Below are 17,483 nucleotides of genomic sequence, written 5' to 3'. Positions count from 1 at the left end.
ATTGTTATTTTTTTAAAAAAGAAATTATAAGCTAAAAGGTTCCCCTGAAATTTGGGGAACAAGTTAAAGGAATATATAAATGGATTTAATTAAGTTTTCCATAAAAAACCCAGTAACAATAATAGTTTCTGTACTAATAGTAGTATTATTTGGTTTTTTATCATTGTCAAAACTTCCTTATCAATTAACTCCTACAGTAACTAAACCTGAGATTAAAATTACTACGGTTTGGCCTGGAGCAACTCCCTATGAAATAGAGAGGGAAATTATTGAAGAGCAAGAAGATACCCTAAAAAGTTTAAATAACTTAATAGAATATGAATCAAGTTCAAAAGATGATTATGGAGAAGTTACACTAACTTTTAAATTAGGAACAGATTTAAGAGCTGCTTTACAAGATGTATCAAATAAATTAAATGAAGTAAGTTCATATCCTAGTGATGTAGAAGAACCTGTAATAGAAACAGCAACAGCAAGTCCTGTTATTTGGATGATGTTACAAACTTTAGATAATAACACAAGACATATTGATGAATATAAAACATTTTTTGAAGATGAAATCAAACCAGTTATTAGAAGAGTTGACGGTGTTTCTGGAACTATGGGTGGTGGAGGAAGAGAACAAGAGATGCAAATTGAGTTTGATGTTAACAAACTTGCTTCTTATGGTCTTACTATTCCTCAAGTTATAAATATTTTACAAAATGAGAATGTAGATGTATCTGCAGGACTTCAAAATTTAGAAAGACGTTCTTATAGAATTAGAACAGTACATAAATTTAAAAGTATAAAAGATATTGAAGAGGTTATTTTAATCTCAAATAGAGAACAAAGAGTAAGAGTAAAAGATATAGCAAAAGTAAATTTTGGATATGAAACTCCAAGTACTGTTGCTATGTTCTTAGGAAAAGATGGTATTTTTTTAGGTGTTCAACCAAGTTCTGAAGTAAATGTTGTAAAACTAACAAATGATGTAGAAAAAATAGTAAATGAATTAAATGCAGGTATTTTAAAAGATAATGGCTTAAAAATTCATTGGATTTATGATGAGAGACCATATATTGTTGGTTCTGTTGATTTAGTTCAACAAAATATTATTATTGGTGGTATTTTAGCCGTTCTTATTTTAATAATCTTTTTAAGAAGTATTTCTCCTACAGCAGTTGTTTCTGTAGCTATTCCAATTTCTATTATTGGAACATTTATTATTCTTTCTGCAATGGGAAGAAGTTTAAATACTATTTCGCTTGCAGGTATCTCTTTTGCTGTTGGTATGCTGGTCGATGCTGCTATTGTTGTTTTAGAAAATATTGATAGACATAGAAAAGCAGGGGAGAGTATTTCAGAAGCTGCTTATAAAGGTGCAAGTGAAGTATGGGGAGCTTTAATAGCTTCTGCTCTTACAACTATTGCTGTTTTCTTACCTATTATCTTCTTAGAAGATGAAGCAGGACAACTATTTAAAGATATTGCAATTGCTGTAACATCAGCTGTAACCTTCTCTTTATTTGTTTCAATTGCAGTTATTCCAATGCTTTGGAAAAAGTTTGCTTCTTTTTCTAAAAAAGAGATAAAAGAGAGTGGAAAAATAGTTGAAATAGGACATAAAGCAGTTAATATAATTATGTCAGTAGTAAATCTATCACTTAAAGATGTTAAATCAAAAGTAATTACTATTTTATCATTAGCTATTTTTTCTGTGGGAACAATTTATCTTCTATTTCCTAAGCTTGATTATTTACCACAAGGAAATAAGAATTTAATTTTTAATATCTTAATTGCTCCTCCTGGTTTATCATATGAAGAAAGATATGAGATGGGTGCATACTTAATGAAAGGTATAGAACCACATGTAAATAAAGATGTAGTCGATATTCCTGGTTTAAATAGAGCTTTTTATATCTCTTTTGGAGATTTTAATCTTTTTGGTGGAACATCTGTTCATGAAGATAGAGCAAGAGACTTAATTCCTATGTTTGCTCCACTTGTGAATTCTATGCCTTCTATTTTTGGTGTATCTATTCAATCAGGAGTTTTTGAAGATGGAATTGGAGAAGGAAATAATGTAAATATTGATATCTCAGGTGAAAAGATTGAAGATATTGCAAATGTAGGAGCACAGCTTTTTGGTGCAACAATGCAGACTTTACAAGGAAGTCAAGTTCGACCAGTACCATCAGTTGAGTTACTTTATCCTGAAGTAAGGTTAAAGCCCAATCAGGATGCATTAAGAGCTTTAGGTCTTAGTTCTAAAGATTTAGGAGTAACTGTTGATGTTCTAATGGATGGAAGAAAAATTGGTGATTTTGAACAAGAGGGTAAAAAGAAAATAGATTTAGTATTAAAAGCTGATGATGAGATGATTAAATCTCCTGAAGATATTTTAGCTTCTCAAATAGCTTTACCTAACTCTTCTTTAGTTCCTGTTTCATCTTTGGCTACAACAGAGTTTACTACAGGTATTAGTGAAATTAGACACCTAGATGGGAAAAGAACAATTACTCTTCAAGTAACTCCTCCTCAAGGTATGACTATTGAAGAGGCAATGAAGATTATTGGTGGAATGCTTGAGGGAATGAAAACTCAAGGAATGATTCCTTCATCAGTAGAAATTGGAATGTCAGGAACAGCAGATAAGTTAACTGAGACAATAGGTTTACTTTTAGGAAACTTTATATTAGCCTTAGTTATTGTTTATTTACTTATGGCATCACTATTTGGAAACTTTTTATATCCAATAGTTATTATGTTTACAGTTCCTTTAGCAACAGCAGGTGGGTTTATTGGTCTTGCTTTAACAAATACCTTTATTGCCCCACAAACTTTGGATATTTTAACTATGCTTGGATTTATTATTTTAGTTGGTATTGTTGTAAATAATGCAATTTTAATAGTTCACCAAAGTTTAAATTATATAAGAAATAAAGGAATGGAACATAAACAAGCAGTAATTGAAGCTACAAGAACAAGGGTTCGACCTATTTATATGTCTTCAATGACTTCTGTTTTTGGTATGTTACCTTTAGTTTTAATTCCAGGACCAGGAAGTGAGTTTTATAGAGGTTTAGGTTCTGTTATTACAGGTGGATTAGCCTTCTCAACTATCTTTACAATTTTTGTTACTCCTGCACTTTTAATGTTTTTCATTAAGTTAGAGCAAAGAGTTAAAAATAAAAAGAGTAAAGAGCCTGTTGATGTTAGTAAATCATAAGGAAGTTTTTATGAATAAAAAAATAGTAAAACTTTTACCCCTTACATTTTTAGGGGTAAATTTATATGCTTTAGATTTAAATGAAGCTATTGATATAGCTTTGATAAATAATAATAGCTATATTAAACAACAATATATTTATGATGAAGCAAAAGCAAATGTAAGAAAAAGTAGAGCAGGTTTTTTACCTAAAGTAGATACTTCTTATACATACAATGCAAATAAGTATGACTTAGGTGAGGGTAAAGATAATGCAAATGCAAGTGCTATAATTTCATATAATCTTTTTAGTGGATTAAAAGATTATTATACATTAGATGCTGCACAAAAAAATAAACTTGCTTCAAAATATACTTTAGAGGCTTCAAAACATGATTTAGTATATGAAACAAAAGTGAAGTATATAAATTATTTAAAGAGTTTAAAAAATATTGAGACCATAGAAAATGCATATAAACTTTTACAAAATCAATATAAAGATGCACAAAGTAAGTTTGAACAAGGTTTATTAGCAAAAAATGATTTACTTCAAGTAAACGCACAAATGCTACAAGCAAAACAAAATTTAGCAAGAGCAAAAGCAGATTCAAAAGTTTCTTGGTATAACTTAAAAAATATTTTAGGTGGCGAGTTATCTAAAGATGAGAATATTAAAGATTTAAATAAAGATACTTTTTTTATTTTTGATTATAAAGAGGATGAAATTTTTTCAAGAAGTGAGATTAAAGCATTGAAAAATAGTATTGAAGCTTTATTGAGTCAAAAAAATGCAAACTCTTATGGAACTTCACTACCATCTGTATCTTTAAATTTAGCACATACAAAATATGGAGAAGATTCTTCTTTAAATTCTGATACTTTAGAAAATGATGAGCAGTCAACTGCAACTGTAAATGTAAAATGGAATCTTTTTAATGGTGGAGCTGATTATGCTGAAACTATCATTTTAAGAAAAAAGAGTTTACAAGTTAAAGAGGATTTAGAGGAGTTAAAATTAAATATAAAACTTCAATATGAAAATGCAGTTGAGGAGTATGATGTTTCTAAGTTAAACTATGAGACTGCAAAAATCTCTTTAGAGCAATCAAAAGAGAATTATAAAATTGTAAATAATAGGTTTAAAGAGGGTTTATCTACAACTACAGATTTAATCAATGCAAACTTTTTATTAGCACAAGCAAAACAGAGTTTTGATAATGCTTTTTATGATAGATTTTTAGCTAAGGCTTCTTTAGACAGAATTTTAGAAAGATAAAGCTTGAAGTAATTTTACTTCAAGTCAATCAAAGAACTTGAATTCTTTTTCAAGTTCTTCTTTTGTTGCACCTTCTTCTTTTCTTTTTTTAAACTTTTTCATTGTTTTATAATATTTAAATGTTTGAAAAAGTGCAAAAATTATAAAAAATAGTACTAATATAGAAAAGATTAAAAAAATTATTTCCATATTATTCTCCTGTTATTTTGAACCAAATCCTAAAAAGTTTCCTGACTTCTCATTTTTTTCTTCAAGTTGTTTTTTACTAGGAACATTTTCTACTCCCTTGAAGTCATCGAACCATTTTAATTGTTCTGGTGTTTTAGTTTCAACCTTGTTTCTATCCGCTGAACTAAAGTCAAAGCCACCATTTGCAAAATCCATTTTGTCATAAATAAGATATGCAAAAATTATTATTGCTATTGTAACAAGTATTCTAAATGTCACTTGTGATACAGTTGTTGCAACTGTTTTTTTCTTTTGTATTTTATATTCTTTTGCCATAATAGACATTATTACATAAAAATTATTAAATCAACTTTTATAAAAAGAGGTATTTTTTTATAAAGTTATAATAATAAAAAAAATTTTTTGATACTATTTTGACACCTTTCTTTTGTAAAATTGGGTAAATTTTTCAGGACAAGTGATGGAGCGAATTAACTACAAATACTCTTTTTTAGCACTTTTTTTTATTTTTACTTTATGTCTTTTAGGTCTACTTTTTTTTGCTTTTCAAAGTACACATAAAAATGATATTAATAAGATTTCATTGGAACAAATGAGAAGTAAGGCTTATGAAAAAGAGAAAGAACTTTTGCTGTATATAAAAACATATAATCTTGCAATTTCTTCTTTAGCTCAAAGTGAACTTTTAAATAGGTATATAAATAAAAAAGAGAATAAAAAAGAGTTAGAAGAGTTATTTTTAGTTGTAAAAAAAAGCTTGCCTTCTGCAATACAAGTAAGATTATTAGATATAAATGGAATGGAAAAAATCAGAGTAGAAGGTGCTCCTAGTGGTAAATTTGGAGATGAAGAGATTTCATTTATAGTTCCTGAAGAAAGATTACAAGATAAATCTAGTAGAGACTATTTCATTCGTTTTAAAAATTTAGAAGAAGAAATAGGCTTTTCTAAACTTGATTTAGAAAGAGAATATGGAAAACTTGTTTTACCTAAAAAAGTATCATTAAGAATAGGAAAAGTTGTCTTTAATGAAAAGGGTGAAAAAGCTGGAGTTTTAATCATAAATATAAGTTTTGATGATTTTTTAAAGCAGTATGAAAATGCTTTGCTTTATGATGTTATGATTGTGGATAACTTAGGTAAGTTTATTTTACATTCAAATCCTGAATATGGTATAAAAAGTGATAAGTATGATACTTACTTATTAAAAGATGCTTTTGACTCTTTTGATGCAAGAAATGCACTATTTTATGAAGAGTATCTTTCAAGCACTTTTTATAGTAAAAAATTGCACTTTTTTGAAACAGGACAAGAGTTAAGATTAGTATTAGGCTTAAAATATCATGATTTAGCTGTTCAAAATAAAAAAGATAGAGATATTACTTATTTGGTTTTTATTATATTGATTTTATTAACTCTTCCTGTAATTATCTATTTTTCAAAAACTCCTGAGCTTTTAAAAAATAAGTTAAAAACACAAATGGTTACAGATAATTTAACTTATTTACCAAATAAAGAAGGACTTTTATTTAATTATAAAAATAATGAAAGCAGAAATAAAATTGTAATCATTTTAGAGATAGACAATTTCTCTAAAGTTACAAATGCTTATGGATATAAAGTAGCAAATCAACTTATTAAATCTATTGCAAAGTTTTTAACTTATTATGAATTTACTGATAGATTTTATGAGCTATATAAAATAGATAAAAACTCATTTGCTTTTATCTATAATTTTGATAATAAAGAGTTATTAAAAAAGGATGTAGAGACTCTTTTTAAAGATATTGAAAATGAAGAGTTTGAGATTAGAAATAACTTTAAAATTTTAGTTGAATGTACAATTGGAGTTAGTAGTACAGAAGAAGCAACAAATATTGCAAGAAAAGTTCAAGAAGCTGAGATCGCTTTAGAAACAGCAAACTTTATAAAAAGCAATATTTATATTTATAATAGAGAAGATAAAAGAGTTGAATTAAATAAAGATAATATTAGATTAGCAAATAAAGTAAAAAAAGCTATAGAAAATGATGATGTTATAGTTCACTTTCAACCAATATACAATAATAAACAAGAGATGATAGAAAAATATGAGACTTTAGTTCGTCTAAAATATGAAGATGAGTTACTCTATCCAGATAGCTTTTTATCTATTGCCAAAGATATTAAAAAATATAAAAAGCTAACAAAGTCTATTATAAAGAAGTCTTTTGAGTATTTTCAAAATCTTGAAACAGAATTTTCTATAAATTTAAGTGCAGAAGATATTTCTTCCGAGGAAATAAGAACTTATATTTATGAAAATATTGAAAAATATAAAGTAGGGCAAAAATTAGTTATAGAACTTGTTGAATCAGAAGCAATTGAAAACTATGAGGAGTTTTTAAATTTTATAAAAGAGGTAAAAGCTTTAGGTTGTAAAATTGCAATTGATGATTTTGGAAGTGGCTATTCTAATTATCAATATATTATTAATCTAAATGAGTATATTGATTATCTAAAGATAGATGGAACACTAATAAGAGATATTCATGAAAATAGAAAAACTCAACTTTTGGTTGGAACCTTAAAGTTTTTATGTGACAATTTAGGGATTAAAACTATTGCTGAATATATAGAAAATAAAGAAATTTTTGATTATGTAAAATCGATGGGAATAAATTATTCCCAAGGATATTACATAGGTAAACCTAATGAAAAAATAGTAGAAGATTAATTGAAATTTTTAAATAAACCTCTATTTATAAAAACAAAAAAGAAGATACCTACAAGCATAGATATAAATAAAAACATAGTTATATTCCAACCAAAATTTGCATATACAAATGATGGGGCAAAAGAACCAATTGCTCCACCAAAATAGTAGAAACTAAGGTACATTCCTGAAGTAAGTGCTTTTTGATTTTGTTTTAATGAATTTGCTATTCTTGTAGCAACTGTATGAATGATAAACATTCCTAAACAAAATAAGAATACAAGTGAAAATAAGAATAAGGCATTTGAACTAAAAAATCCTATTGTAGCAAGGAAGAAAATAGCAATTCCTGCTAAAACAGTTGGTAGCTCTGTTTTAAATAAAGCAATGATTTTATGTATAGTAAGTGAAACTACAATTCCAACACCATATCCAAGATATAAAAGACCAATTTGTGTCTCTGTAATATCTGGAACTTGTTCTTTTATTCTAAATGGTAAAATATTTAAAATACCACCAAAAATAAAGAAGATAACAAACATTAAAGAGTAGATTACTACAAACCTTTTATCTTTTAAAATATTAGTAATATCATTTAGTTTAGGTTTTGCTAATTGTGTATCCCCTTCAAAAGATAGTTTTCTTATAAAATAAAGACCAAGTAAAAGTGCTAATGAAAGTGAAAAGAATACAACTCTCCACCCAAATTCTGTAGCAATAAAACCTGAGAAAACTCTTCCTACAAGTCCACCAAATACAGTTGCAGCAACATAAATAGACATATTTACTTTAGTATTCTCTTTATCATTTGCTAAAATAGTCATACAAGCAGTTAAAATAGCAGGTACAATCATTGCTTCGATAGTTCTAATAGTCAAGAAAACTTCATAAGTATTTGAAAAACTTAAGGCTAAATTTGTCACAAAAAGTGTTATTGAAGCTACTGTTAACACAGTCTTTGTTTTTACTGACTCTAAAATATATCCATAAATAATAGGAGATATTGCTAAAAAAAGCATAATAACAGCTGTAAAAGATGAAGCTTTTACAACTGATACATTAAACTCTTTTGCTAATAGAGGTTGAATAGGTTGGGTAGCATACATTACAGATAATAAAACTGTAATTGTATAAATAATAATTAGAAGCTCATTTCTTTTCATTTAAATATGAGCTCCAGAAACAGCCATTACTTCCTTTCCTTCTTCACTAATCATTGAAGGATCCCAAGGAGGATCAAAAACTAAATGAACATATGCCTCATCAATAATATCTGCTGTTTGAGTTACATATTTAACTTGTTCTACTAAACTCTCTGCTACTGGACAAGCAGGAGAAGTTAGTGTCATCTCTATTGTTGCAAAAACATAATTGTTTTTCTCTTCAAAATCAATTTTATATATTAATCCTAAATCATAGATATTTACTGGTATTTCTGGATCATATACTGATTTTAATCTTTTAATTACATCTTCTTTTAAAGCCTCTTTATCTTCAATAAGTGACATTTATAATCCTTTTATGCTTTTAAAGCATACTCTTTAATTTTTTTCATCATACCAATTACTCCACTTTGTCTATTTGGAGTAATAACTTCACTAAGACCTAATTCATAAACAATATCCATATCTGCTTCTTTTAACTCTTCAATTGTTGAGTCAGAAAAGATTTTTAGAATAATATAAACTAGACCTTTAACAATAACTGCATCAGAAGTTCCTTTGAAAAATAGCTTATCTTCTTTTCTCTCACAAATTAACCAAACTTGTGAAGTACAACCATGAACTATATTTTCAGCAACTTTGTATTGAGAATCTAACTCCTCTAATTTTTTGCCTAAATCAATAATGTATTCATATTTTTGTAGTTCATCTTCAAAGAAGTCTAAATCCTCTTTTATCTCATGAACTCTTTTTTCAATAGTTGTCATTTTTATCCTTACCTTAGCATATCAAGAGCTTTTTTTAAAGCAGTAATTAACTTATCAATATCCTCTTTTGTATTATAAAAAGCTATTGAAACTCTAATAGTCCCTTTTATATTAAGTTGTTTCATTATGGGTTGTGCGCAGTGATGTCCTACACGTAAAGCAATTTTCATTTTATCAAGTAAAATTCCAATATCATCATGGATAATATTTTTGAAATTGAAACTTTTACTTCCAATAGAATCTTCTGTATCATTATAAAAAATAATATTTGGTAATTTGCTTAACTGATCAGTCAAATACTCATAAAGCTCATGCTCTTGTTTCATTATTGCCTCATATCCAACTTTTTCAAGATATTCTAAAGCCTTTGCAAAGCCTATAACTCCAGCAATATTTTGAGTTCCTGCTTCAAACTTATAAGGAGAGTCAAGCATTGTAGATGAAAGAAAATCTACCTCATGAATTGTTGCTCCTCCTGTTTGATAAGGTTCAAGCTCTTTTAATAAAGACTCTTTTACATAAATAGCCCCAACTCCTGTTGGTCCAAAAGTTTTATGTGCTGATATTGCAAAAAAATCTACATCTAAATCTTGAACATCAATATTCATGTGAGCTAAACTCTGTGCCCCATCGATCATTACTACAGATTTGTATTTATGAGCTAATTTTATAATTGCTTTAATATCATGGATTTTTCCAAAAGCATTTGAAATATGAGTAATACTTACAAATGAGTTTGGATTTTGTTTTAAAATATCTTCATACTCTACAAAATCAAAATCTAAATTATCATTGCAAGAGACTACTTCCAGTCCTTCACCTAAAGTTCTTCCTTGCATATGCCAAGGTACAATATTAGAGTGATGTTCTAAAGAAGAGATAATTACTTTATCAAATTTTTTAGCATATGAAGAGGCTATAAAATTAATAGATTCTGTAACCCCTTTTGTAAAAATAATTTGCTCTTTTGTTGGAGCATTTATAAATTTTTGCAAAGTTTTTCTTGCATTTTCATAATTTAATGTTGCTTTATTCGCATCCCCAAAAGAACTTCTATGTGTGTTTGCACAATATTTTTCATAATACTCTACTTGAGAAGTGATTACTTCTTTTGGTTTTTGTGTTGTTGCAGCATTATCTAAATAGACAATATCACTATTTGAAAAATAGGGAAAATCATTTTTAAACATAACTGCTCCTTTTATAATCTATTACAAAATCTTTTATTTTTGAGTCTAAAATAGTATCTAAAATCTCATTCTCTATAGCTTTTAATAAAATCTCTTTAGCCTTTTGTTTATCGATACCTCTTGATTGTAAATATAAAAGTTGCTCCTCATTTAATGAACCAGTTGTTGCTCCATGACTAGCTTCAAGTTCATCTATATTTATCTCTAAATGAGGTTTTGCAAAAATAGTAGCATCATCACTTAATAAAATAGTATCTGTGCTTTGATAAACTTTAGAATAAAAAGCTTTCTCATTTACTTTTGACATAGCTTCAAATACAGCTTTTGAACTATCATTTAAGATATGTTTATATCTTATTTGACTTTTATTGTTTCTATTTTCATGGACTGTGTTAAATATTGAAGAACTATTTGCACTTTGCTTTAGGTTTACAAACCCATTTATAGTTAAAGTTGCATTCTCTTTTTCTAAACTGGTGTTATAAATAGAAAGAGCAAAACCTTTACCTAACTCAAAGTTTGTATGATTTAGTTTTGAGTTATCAGCTAAGTTATTTACATAATTGATTAATAATGAGTTGTTTTCTTCTAAATCCTCTATTTTTAAATACTCTAAGCTTGAGTTTTCTAGAAGATTAAACTCTCTATTCACACTATAAAAATTATTGTTTTTTTCATTTATAAAAACTTCAATTACAGAGGCTTTTACATCTTTTGAAACATTTATTCTTAAAGAGTTAGTGTTTATACTATTTTCATTTTCTAATTTATGAATAATTATTATAGGCTCTTGACTATCTTCTTTAATATTTAGTTCATAGTTTTTTGTATTTAATCTCTCATTTATTTTTACTAATTCATTTGTTCTACATAAAATAGAGTGACTCTCTTCAAGTTCTAAATCTAGTTTATAGTTTTTTGAGTATTCAAACTCTTTTTCTAAGATAGGATTTAGATTTATTTTTCTAAAGTCTTCATCTTTTTTTGTTGGAAAGTTAATATCTTTTAAATCTATTAGTTTCATAATTACTCCAATCCTTGAAACCCAACACTATCAAGGTGTTGTGCTAAAGTGTAGTCTCCTGTTTTAACTATTTTCCCATCTTTTAAAATATGTACAAAATCTGGTTTTACAAGACTTAAGAGTTTGTCATAGTGTGTAATCATTAATAAAGATTTAGATTTGTCTTCTAATAGGTTATTAATAACTTTTGCTACACTCTTTACAGCATCAACATCAAGCCCAGAATCAATCTCATCAAGCATGATTAAATCAGGTTTTAAAAGAAGAAGTTGAATAAGTTCATTTCTTTTTTTCTCTCCACCTGAAAAACCATCATTTAAATCTCTTTGTAAAAGTGATTTATCAATCTCAAATTTAGATAGTTCCTCTTTTGTATATTTTAAGAAGCCCATTGCATCTAACTCTTCTTCATTATGATATTTTCTTTTTTCATTTACAATAGTTTTTAGAAAATAACTATTATTTACTCCTGGAATCTCAACTGGATTTTGAAAACTTAAAAAGATACCTTCTTTAGCTCTTTGTGAAACATCTAAATCTAAAAGATTTTTATCTTTATATGTAATTTCTCCACCAGTAACTTCACAATCATAATGGTCACTAATTGTTTTTACTAAAGTTGATTTTCCTGCACCATTTTGTCCCATAAGTACATGAATTTCACCTGGTTTTATCTCTAAATTTAAACCTTTTAAAATCTCTTTATTTTCTATATTTACTTTTAAATCTTTAATACTTAACATCTATTTTCCTTTAAAAATGTTCTCTTTTTCGTTTTATCCAACGCTTCCTTCTAAAGAGATACTTAATAACTCTTTAGCTTCTGCTGCAAATTCCATAGGTAGTTCTTTTAATACCTCTTTACAAAATCCATTTACAATCATAGCAATTGCATCTTCTTCATCAATACCTCTTGCTGATAGATAAAATAGTTGTTCTTCAGATATTTTTGAAGTAGTCGCTTCATGTTCAATATGTGCACTTGAGTTTTTAATTTCATGGTATGGATAAGTATGTGCTTTACATTTATGTCCAATAAGAAGTGAATCACACTCTGAAATATTTCTTGCATTTTTAGCATTTTTCCCTACACTTACTAAACCTCTATAGGCATTTACTCCATTCATTGCAGAGATACCTTTAGAGATAATAGTAGATTTTGTATTTTCTCCTAAATGAATCATTTTACTTCCCGTATCTGCTTGTTGAGAACGACTAGAGATAGCTACAGAGTAAAACTCTCCTACAGAGTTATTCCCTTTTAATACACATGAAGGATATTTCCATGTTAAACTAGAACCAGTCTCTACTTGTGTCCAAGAGATTTTTGAGTTATCTCCTTTACATAAACCTCTTTTGGTAACAAAGTTTAAAATACCACCTTTCCCTTCTTCATCTCCTGGATACCAGTTTTGAATAGTTGAATATTTAATCTGTGCATTTTCTAAGGCTACTAACTCTACAACTGCTGCATGAAGTTGTCTCTCATCTCTACTTGGAGCAGAGCAACCTTCATTATATGAAACATAAGAGTTTTCATCACAGATTATTAGAGTTCTTTCAAACTGTCCAGTATTTAAAGCATTTATTCTAAAATATGTTGAAAGTTCCATTGGACATCTAGTATTTGGTGGAATATAAACAAAACTTCCATCTGTAAACACAGCACTATTTAATGTTGCAAAATAGTTATCATTTTTACTAACAACTGAAGCTAAATATTTTTTTAGAAGTTCAGGATGATTATGTGCTGCTTCTGAAATAGAACAGAAAATAATTCCTAATTTTTCTAACTCTTCTTGATAAGTAGTTTTTACTGATACTGAATCAAATACTGCATCAACTGCAACTCCTGCAAGCATTTTTTGTTCTTCTAATGGAATCCCTAATTTTTCGTATGTTTTTAAAATTTCTGGGTCAACTTCATCCAAAGAGTCTAATGCTTTTTTAGGAGCACTAAAATATGAAATATCTTGATAATCTATTTTTGGGTATTTTAAATGTGCCCAGTCTGGTTCTTCCATTTTAAGCCATATTTTGTATGCTTTTAATCTAAAGTCAAGTAACCAAGCAGGTTCATTTTTCTTTTTAGAGATAGCTTTTATTACATCTTCATTTAAACCTTTTGGAAAAGTGTCACTCTCTACAAGTGTTTCAAATCCTAGTTTATAGTCTTGTTTAAGTATCTCTTTTAAATGTTTGTTGTCACTCATTTTAAAGCCTTTGTTTAATTAGGACTAAAATTGTCCTATTTAAGAAAATTTAACATATGTTCATTAAAAAATAGTATAAGTCTAAAACTAATATTTTACTTTAAATTAGTTTTCAATTTAGTTTCAAGATATTAATATGTGAAATAGAGTAGATTATGCGTTTCAATTTTACAAGGATAAATATAATGGAACTTATTTTTATAAAAAACAGAGATGATAAATATTTTAATGAAGCTTGGAATCTTTATTTAGATTCTTTTCCACAGATAGAAAGAAGAACTTTAGAAGAGCATTTTGAAGTATTAGAAGATGAAAATTTTAAGATGCTTTGTTATGTAAAAGATGAGGTTTTAATTTCAATTGTGTGTTTTTGGACAATCTCTTCTTATACTTTTTTAGAACATTTTGCAATAAATAAAAATTTGAGAGGTCAAGCATATGGTTCTAAGATTTTACAAAAATTTATAGATGAAAATAAAAATATTGTTTTAGAAATAGAGCCAATTATTGATGAAATAACTCAAAAAAGATTAAACTTTTATGCAAAGTTTGGCTTTGTAGTAAATGAGCATGAACATTTTCAAATACCTTTTAGGCAAAAAGCAGAAGAGTTAAAACTTCTTTTATTATCTCAAAATATTCTTTCAAAAGAGGAGTATGAAGAGTTTTATAAAGCCTTAAAAAAATCTCTTAAAAGATTTTAAGAGGCTTTATTTTTTGATTTTTGCTTCTAATTTATTTGTATAATAAGAGATAGGATAAGTTAGAAGTAAATAACCAAGAGCAAGAGGGATATAACTCTCTAAAGTTGAATAAGTATAAGCATTAACTTCTTGTGCATTCATTGTAAATTCACTAATTGAGATAATAGAAAGTAAAGATGAATCTTTTATTATACTCGCAAATTGACCAGTTAATGCAGGTAACATTCTTCTAAAAGCTTGTGGAAAAATCACATATCTATACATTTGGTAATTTGACATGCCAAGACTTAAGCTTGTTTCAAATTGCTCAACTTCTATAGATTCAAGAGCACCTCTTATAATCTCACTCACATAAGCTCCTGCAAAAAGTGCAAGAATTACAGTACCTACAATATATCTATTTTCAAAACCTAGATTATTTGCAAAAACATAAAAAAAGATAAGTATTTGTACTAAAAGGGGAGTGCCTCTTATAATCTCAATATAAAATCTGGAGAAAAACCTAAGAAGAATAAATTTTGAGTTTTGTCCATATGCAAAAAATAGTCCAATTGCAAAACTTAGAATAAGAGCAAAAAATGAGATTATAATAGTCATTATAAAACCATCAATAAACTTCTCTTTATATTCATAAACACTTTGCCAGTTGAAACTATAAGAGATATTTTTAAACATAAAATATAGTGTTACACAAACAAGCACTGTAAGTAGTAGTAAGTTAAAAAGATAAGAAACCCTTGAGAGTTTTTTATCTTTTTTAAATCCTAATTCATTTATAAATAGATATTTTAGTTTAATTTTTTAGTCCTAAAAGAAAAATGCAATGCCAAGTTCATCAAAAGTTTTTTTAGCATCAGTTAAATATTTATTTGCAAAAGAGTCAAATGTCCCATCTTCTTTTGCTTCTTTAATAAAAGCATCTACTTCTTTTTTTAGAGGCTCATCTTTTCTTAATGCCACTCCCCAATACTCAAAATCTTTTTGAAAAGGTTGAAGTAGTGCAACTGTAGTATCTTTATGTTGAGAATAGTTTTTATAAATAGTTAATTGATCATATAAAAAGCCATCTGCTTTTCCTTGAACAACTTCTAAAACACAAGCAGACTCTTTATCAAAAACTAAAACATCAGCTTTTGGTAAATTATCTTTAGCATAGAGATGTCCTGTTGAGCCTTTTTTTACTGCAACCTTTTTTCCCTCTTGATTTAAATCTTCAATAGTTTTAATTTCAGAGTTTTTATTTGCTAAAATTGCTAAAGAAGATTGAGCATAAGGTATTGAAAAATCAATTGACTTTTTTCTCTCTTGAGTAATAGTCATAGAAGAGATAATTAAATCTATTTTTCCTGTCTTAAGAGAAGGAATAAGACCATCCCACGCAATATTTTCAATAATTACTTCTCTTCCTAACTTTTTACCTAAAGCTTTAGCAAAATCAACAGATACTCCTGAAGGTGTTCCATCTTTTTCACTCATTTCAAATGGAGGATAAGCAAGTTCCATTCCTACTTTTAATACTTTCTTCTCTTCTTTTGTTTGAGAAGAGTTTTCATTACATCCAGAAATAAATACCATTAAAAACGGTACTATAAGAGTTAATAGTAATTTTTTTAACATAATTAATAACCTTTAAAGTTTTTTACATTATCTCATAAGAAACTTATTTTTTTATTAGAATTAATTAAAAATATCTACTTTTTTGAATTAAGACTATTTTTATCCTATTTAAAATATAATTACGCGATTTAATTAGAATTAACACAAAATTATGGAATAATAAAGTGTTAAAATGTAAATAAAATAGGAATAAGAATGGAAGTATACTTAGACAATAATGCCACAACTAAGGTTGATCCTGAAGTATTCAAAGCAATGGAGCCTTTTTTCTGTCATATTTATGGGAATCCAAACTCGCTACATAAATTTGGAGCAGGGACTCACCCAAAAATGGTTGAAGCTTTAGATTACTTATATGCTGGAATTAATGCAGCAGATCAAGATGATATTATTATTACTGCAAATGCAACAGAGAGTAATAACACTGTAATTAAAGGAATTTGGGTAGATAAAATTTTAAATGGAAATAAAAACCATATTATTACAAGTGAAGTAGAACACCCATCTATTACTGCTGTATGTAAATTTTTAGAGACACAAGGGGTAAGTGTTACATATCTTCCTGTAAATGAAGAGGGTGTATTAGAAGCACAACAAGTAGCAGATTATATTAAAGAAGAGACAGCACTTGTATCTATTATGTGGGCAAATAATGAAACTGGAAAACTTTTTCCAATTAAAGAAATAGGTCAAATCTGTAGAGATGCAGGAGTACCATTTCATACAGATGCAACTCAAGCAATAGGAAAAATTCCTGTAGATGTACAAGCTTGTAATGTAAACTATTTATCTTTTTCTGCACATAAATTTCATGGACCAAAAGGTGTTGGTGGATTATATGTTGAAAAAGGTTTTGAATTAACTCCATTATTACATGGTGGTGAACAAATGGGTGGTCATAGAGCTGGAACTGTTGATGTTGCATCTATGATTGGAATGGGAGTTGCTATGAAACTTGCAACTTCACCAGAGGCATTAGCGTATGAAAATACAGAAGTTAAAAGATTAAGAGATAAATTAGAGAGTGCAATTCTAGAAATTCCTGAAACAATTGTAATTGGTGGAAAAGAGAATAGAACGCCTAATACAACACTTATTTCAATTAGAGGTGTTGAAGGGGAATCTATGCTTTGGGATATGAACCAAAAAACTATTGGTGCATCAACTGGTTCAGCATGTGCTAGTGAAGATTTAGAAGCAAACCCAGTAATGAATGCATTTGGAAGTGATAGTGAATTAGCTCATACAGGTGTTAGGTTTTCATTAAGTAGATTTAATACAGAAGAAGAGATTGATTATGCAATTAGTGTAATCAAAGGTGCAATTGCTAGATTAAGAAGTATCTCTAGCTCATATGCATATACTCCAAAAAATCACGTATCAGAATTATAAAAGATAAAAGCAACTCGTTGCTTTCTTTAGAGTTTTGTTACTTTTAACAATTTTTTATAAATT

General features: G+C 27.8%; 16 protein-coding genes. 5 read left to right on the top strand and 11 right to left on the bottom strand.

Annotation, left to right across the window (positions count from 1 at the left end; genetic code table 11):
* Nucleotides 1-79: 79 nt before the first annotated feature.
* Both ABIV_RS09420 and ABIV_RS09415 read left to right on the top strand, forming a co-directional pair.
* On the top strand, nt 80-3,211 hold the full coding sequence (locus ABIV_RS09420) for an efflux RND transporter permease subunit (RefSeq protein WP_114839644.1): 3,132 nt from the start codon (nt 80-82) through the stop codon (nt 3,209-3,211).
* Nucleotides 3,212-3,221: 10 nt separating this feature from the next.
* Entirely contained in the window at nt 3,222-4,466 is a 1,245-nt protein-coding gene (locus ABIV_RS09415; protein WP_162918001.1) for a TolC family protein, read from the top strand.
* Between the two features lie 24 nt (nt 4,467-4,490).
* Here the strand turns inward: ABIV_RS09415 and ABIV_RS13630 are convergent, their stop codons facing one another.
* Nucleotides 4,491-4,655 (bottom strand): hypothetical protein, encoded by a 165-nt coding sequence (locus ABIV_RS13630; protein ID WP_162918000.1) that lies wholly within the window; start codon nt 4,653-4,655, stop codon nt 4,491-4,493.
* Nucleotides 4,656-4,667: 12 nt separating this feature from the next.
* Nucleotides 4,668-4,970, bottom strand: a complete 303-nt coding sequence (locus tag ABIV_RS09410; RefSeq protein ID WP_129088508.1) for a hypothetical protein — start codon at nt 4,968-4,970, stop codon at nt 4,668-4,670.
* A gap of 145 nt (nt 4,971-5,115) precedes the next feature.
* Between ABIV_RS09410 and ABIV_RS09405 the strand changes: the two genes are divergently transcribed.
* Nucleotides 5,116-7,371: an EAL domain-containing protein gene (locus tag ABIV_RS09405; RefSeq protein WP_114839641.1), complete on the top strand. Its 2,256-nt coding sequence runs from the start codon at nt 5,116-5,118 to the stop codon at nt 7,369-7,371.
* Here ABIV_RS09405 and ABIV_RS09400 read toward each other — a convergent pair.
* The 7 genes from ABIV_RS09400 to sufB are packed head-to-tail and all read right to left on the bottom strand — an operon-like array spanning nt 7,368 to nt 13,707.
* A complete protein-coding gene (locus ABIV_RS09400; protein ID WP_114839640.1) occupies nt 7,368-8,513 on the bottom strand; it encodes an MFS transporter in 1,146 nt (381 codons plus the stop codon). The two genes, ABIV_RS09405 and ABIV_RS09400, sit on opposite strands and share 4 nt — an antisense overlap.
* Nucleotides 8,514-8,858 (bottom strand): metal-sulfur cluster assembly factor, encoded by a 345-nt coding sequence (locus ABIV_RS09395; RefSeq protein ID WP_114839639.1) that lies wholly within the window; start codon nt 8,856-8,858, stop codon nt 8,514-8,516. It abuts the gene before it with no gap.
* Between the two features lie 11 nt (nt 8,859-8,869).
* Nucleotides 8,870-9,280, bottom strand: a complete 411-nt coding sequence (locus ABIV_RS09390) for a SufE family protein (protein ID WP_114839638.1) — start codon at nt 9,278-9,280, stop codon at nt 8,870-8,872.
* Between the two features lie 8 nt (nt 9,281-9,288).
* On the bottom strand, nt 9,289-10,470 hold the full coding sequence (locus ABIV_RS09385) for an aminotransferase class V-fold PLP-dependent enzyme (protein WP_114839637.1): 1,182 nt from the start codon (nt 10,468-10,470) through the stop codon (nt 9,289-9,291).
* Nucleotides 10,463-11,494, bottom strand: coding sequence for a SufD family Fe-S cluster assembly protein (locus ABIV_RS09380; protein WP_114839636.1), 1,032 nt, complete (start codon nt 11,492-11,494; stop codon nt 10,463-10,465). Before ABIV_RS09380 ends, ABIV_RS09385 begins: the two co-directional genes overlap by 8 nt.
* Before the next feature lie 2 nt (nt 11,495-11,496).
* Complete coding sequence (gene sufC / locus ABIV_RS09375; RefSeq protein ID WP_114839635.1) at nt 11,497-12,237, bottom strand: Fe-S cluster assembly ATPase SufC; 741 nt, start codon at nt 12,235-12,237, stop codon at nt 11,497-11,499.
* A gap of 33 nt (nt 12,238-12,270) precedes the next feature.
* Entirely contained in the window at nt 12,271-13,707 is a 1,437-nt protein-coding gene (sufB, locus tag ABIV_RS09370) for a Fe-S cluster assembly protein SufB (protein ID WP_114839634.1), read from the bottom strand.
* Between the two features lie 185 nt (nt 13,708-13,892).
* On the opposite strand from sufB, the gene ABIV_RS09365 reads away from it, so the two are divergent.
* Complete coding sequence (locus ABIV_RS09365) at nt 13,893-14,411, top strand: GNAT family N-acetyltransferase (RefSeq protein WP_162917999.1); 519 nt, start codon at nt 13,893-13,895, stop codon at nt 14,409-14,411.
* A 6-nt stretch (nt 14,412-14,417) separates the two neighbouring features.
* Here the strand turns inward: ABIV_RS09365 and ABIV_RS09360 are convergent, their stop codons facing one another.
* Nucleotides 14,418-15,086: an amino acid ABC transporter permease gene (locus ABIV_RS09360; protein WP_228254286.1), complete on the bottom strand. Its 669-nt coding sequence runs from the start codon at nt 15,084-15,086 to the stop codon at nt 14,418-14,420.
* 132 nt (nt 15,087-15,218) lie between these two features.
* The gene (locus tag ABIV_RS09355; RefSeq protein ID WP_410471245.1) at nt 15,219-16,001 is read right to left on the bottom strand and encodes a transporter substrate-binding domain-containing protein; all 783 of its coding nucleotides are present in this window, start codon (nt 15,999-16,001) and stop codon (nt 15,219-15,221) included.
* Between the two features lie 222 nt (nt 16,002-16,223).
* Between ABIV_RS09355 and ABIV_RS09350 the strand changes: the two genes are divergently transcribed.
* On the top strand, nt 16,224-17,420 hold the full coding sequence (locus ABIV_RS09350; RefSeq protein ID WP_114839630.1) for a NifS family cysteine desulfurase: 1,197 nt from the start codon (nt 16,224-16,226) through the stop codon (nt 17,418-17,420).
* Nucleotides 17,421-17,483 lie beyond the last annotated feature (63 nt).

The organism is Halarcobacter bivalviorum (genome assembly GCF_003346815.1).
GTDB lineage: Bacteria > Campylobacterota > Campylobacteria > Campylobacterales > Arcobacteraceae > Halarcobacter > Halarcobacter bivalviorum.
The sequence above is the reverse complement of the archived record's forward strand: the minus strand, read 5'-3'. Positions and strand labels throughout refer to the sequence as shown.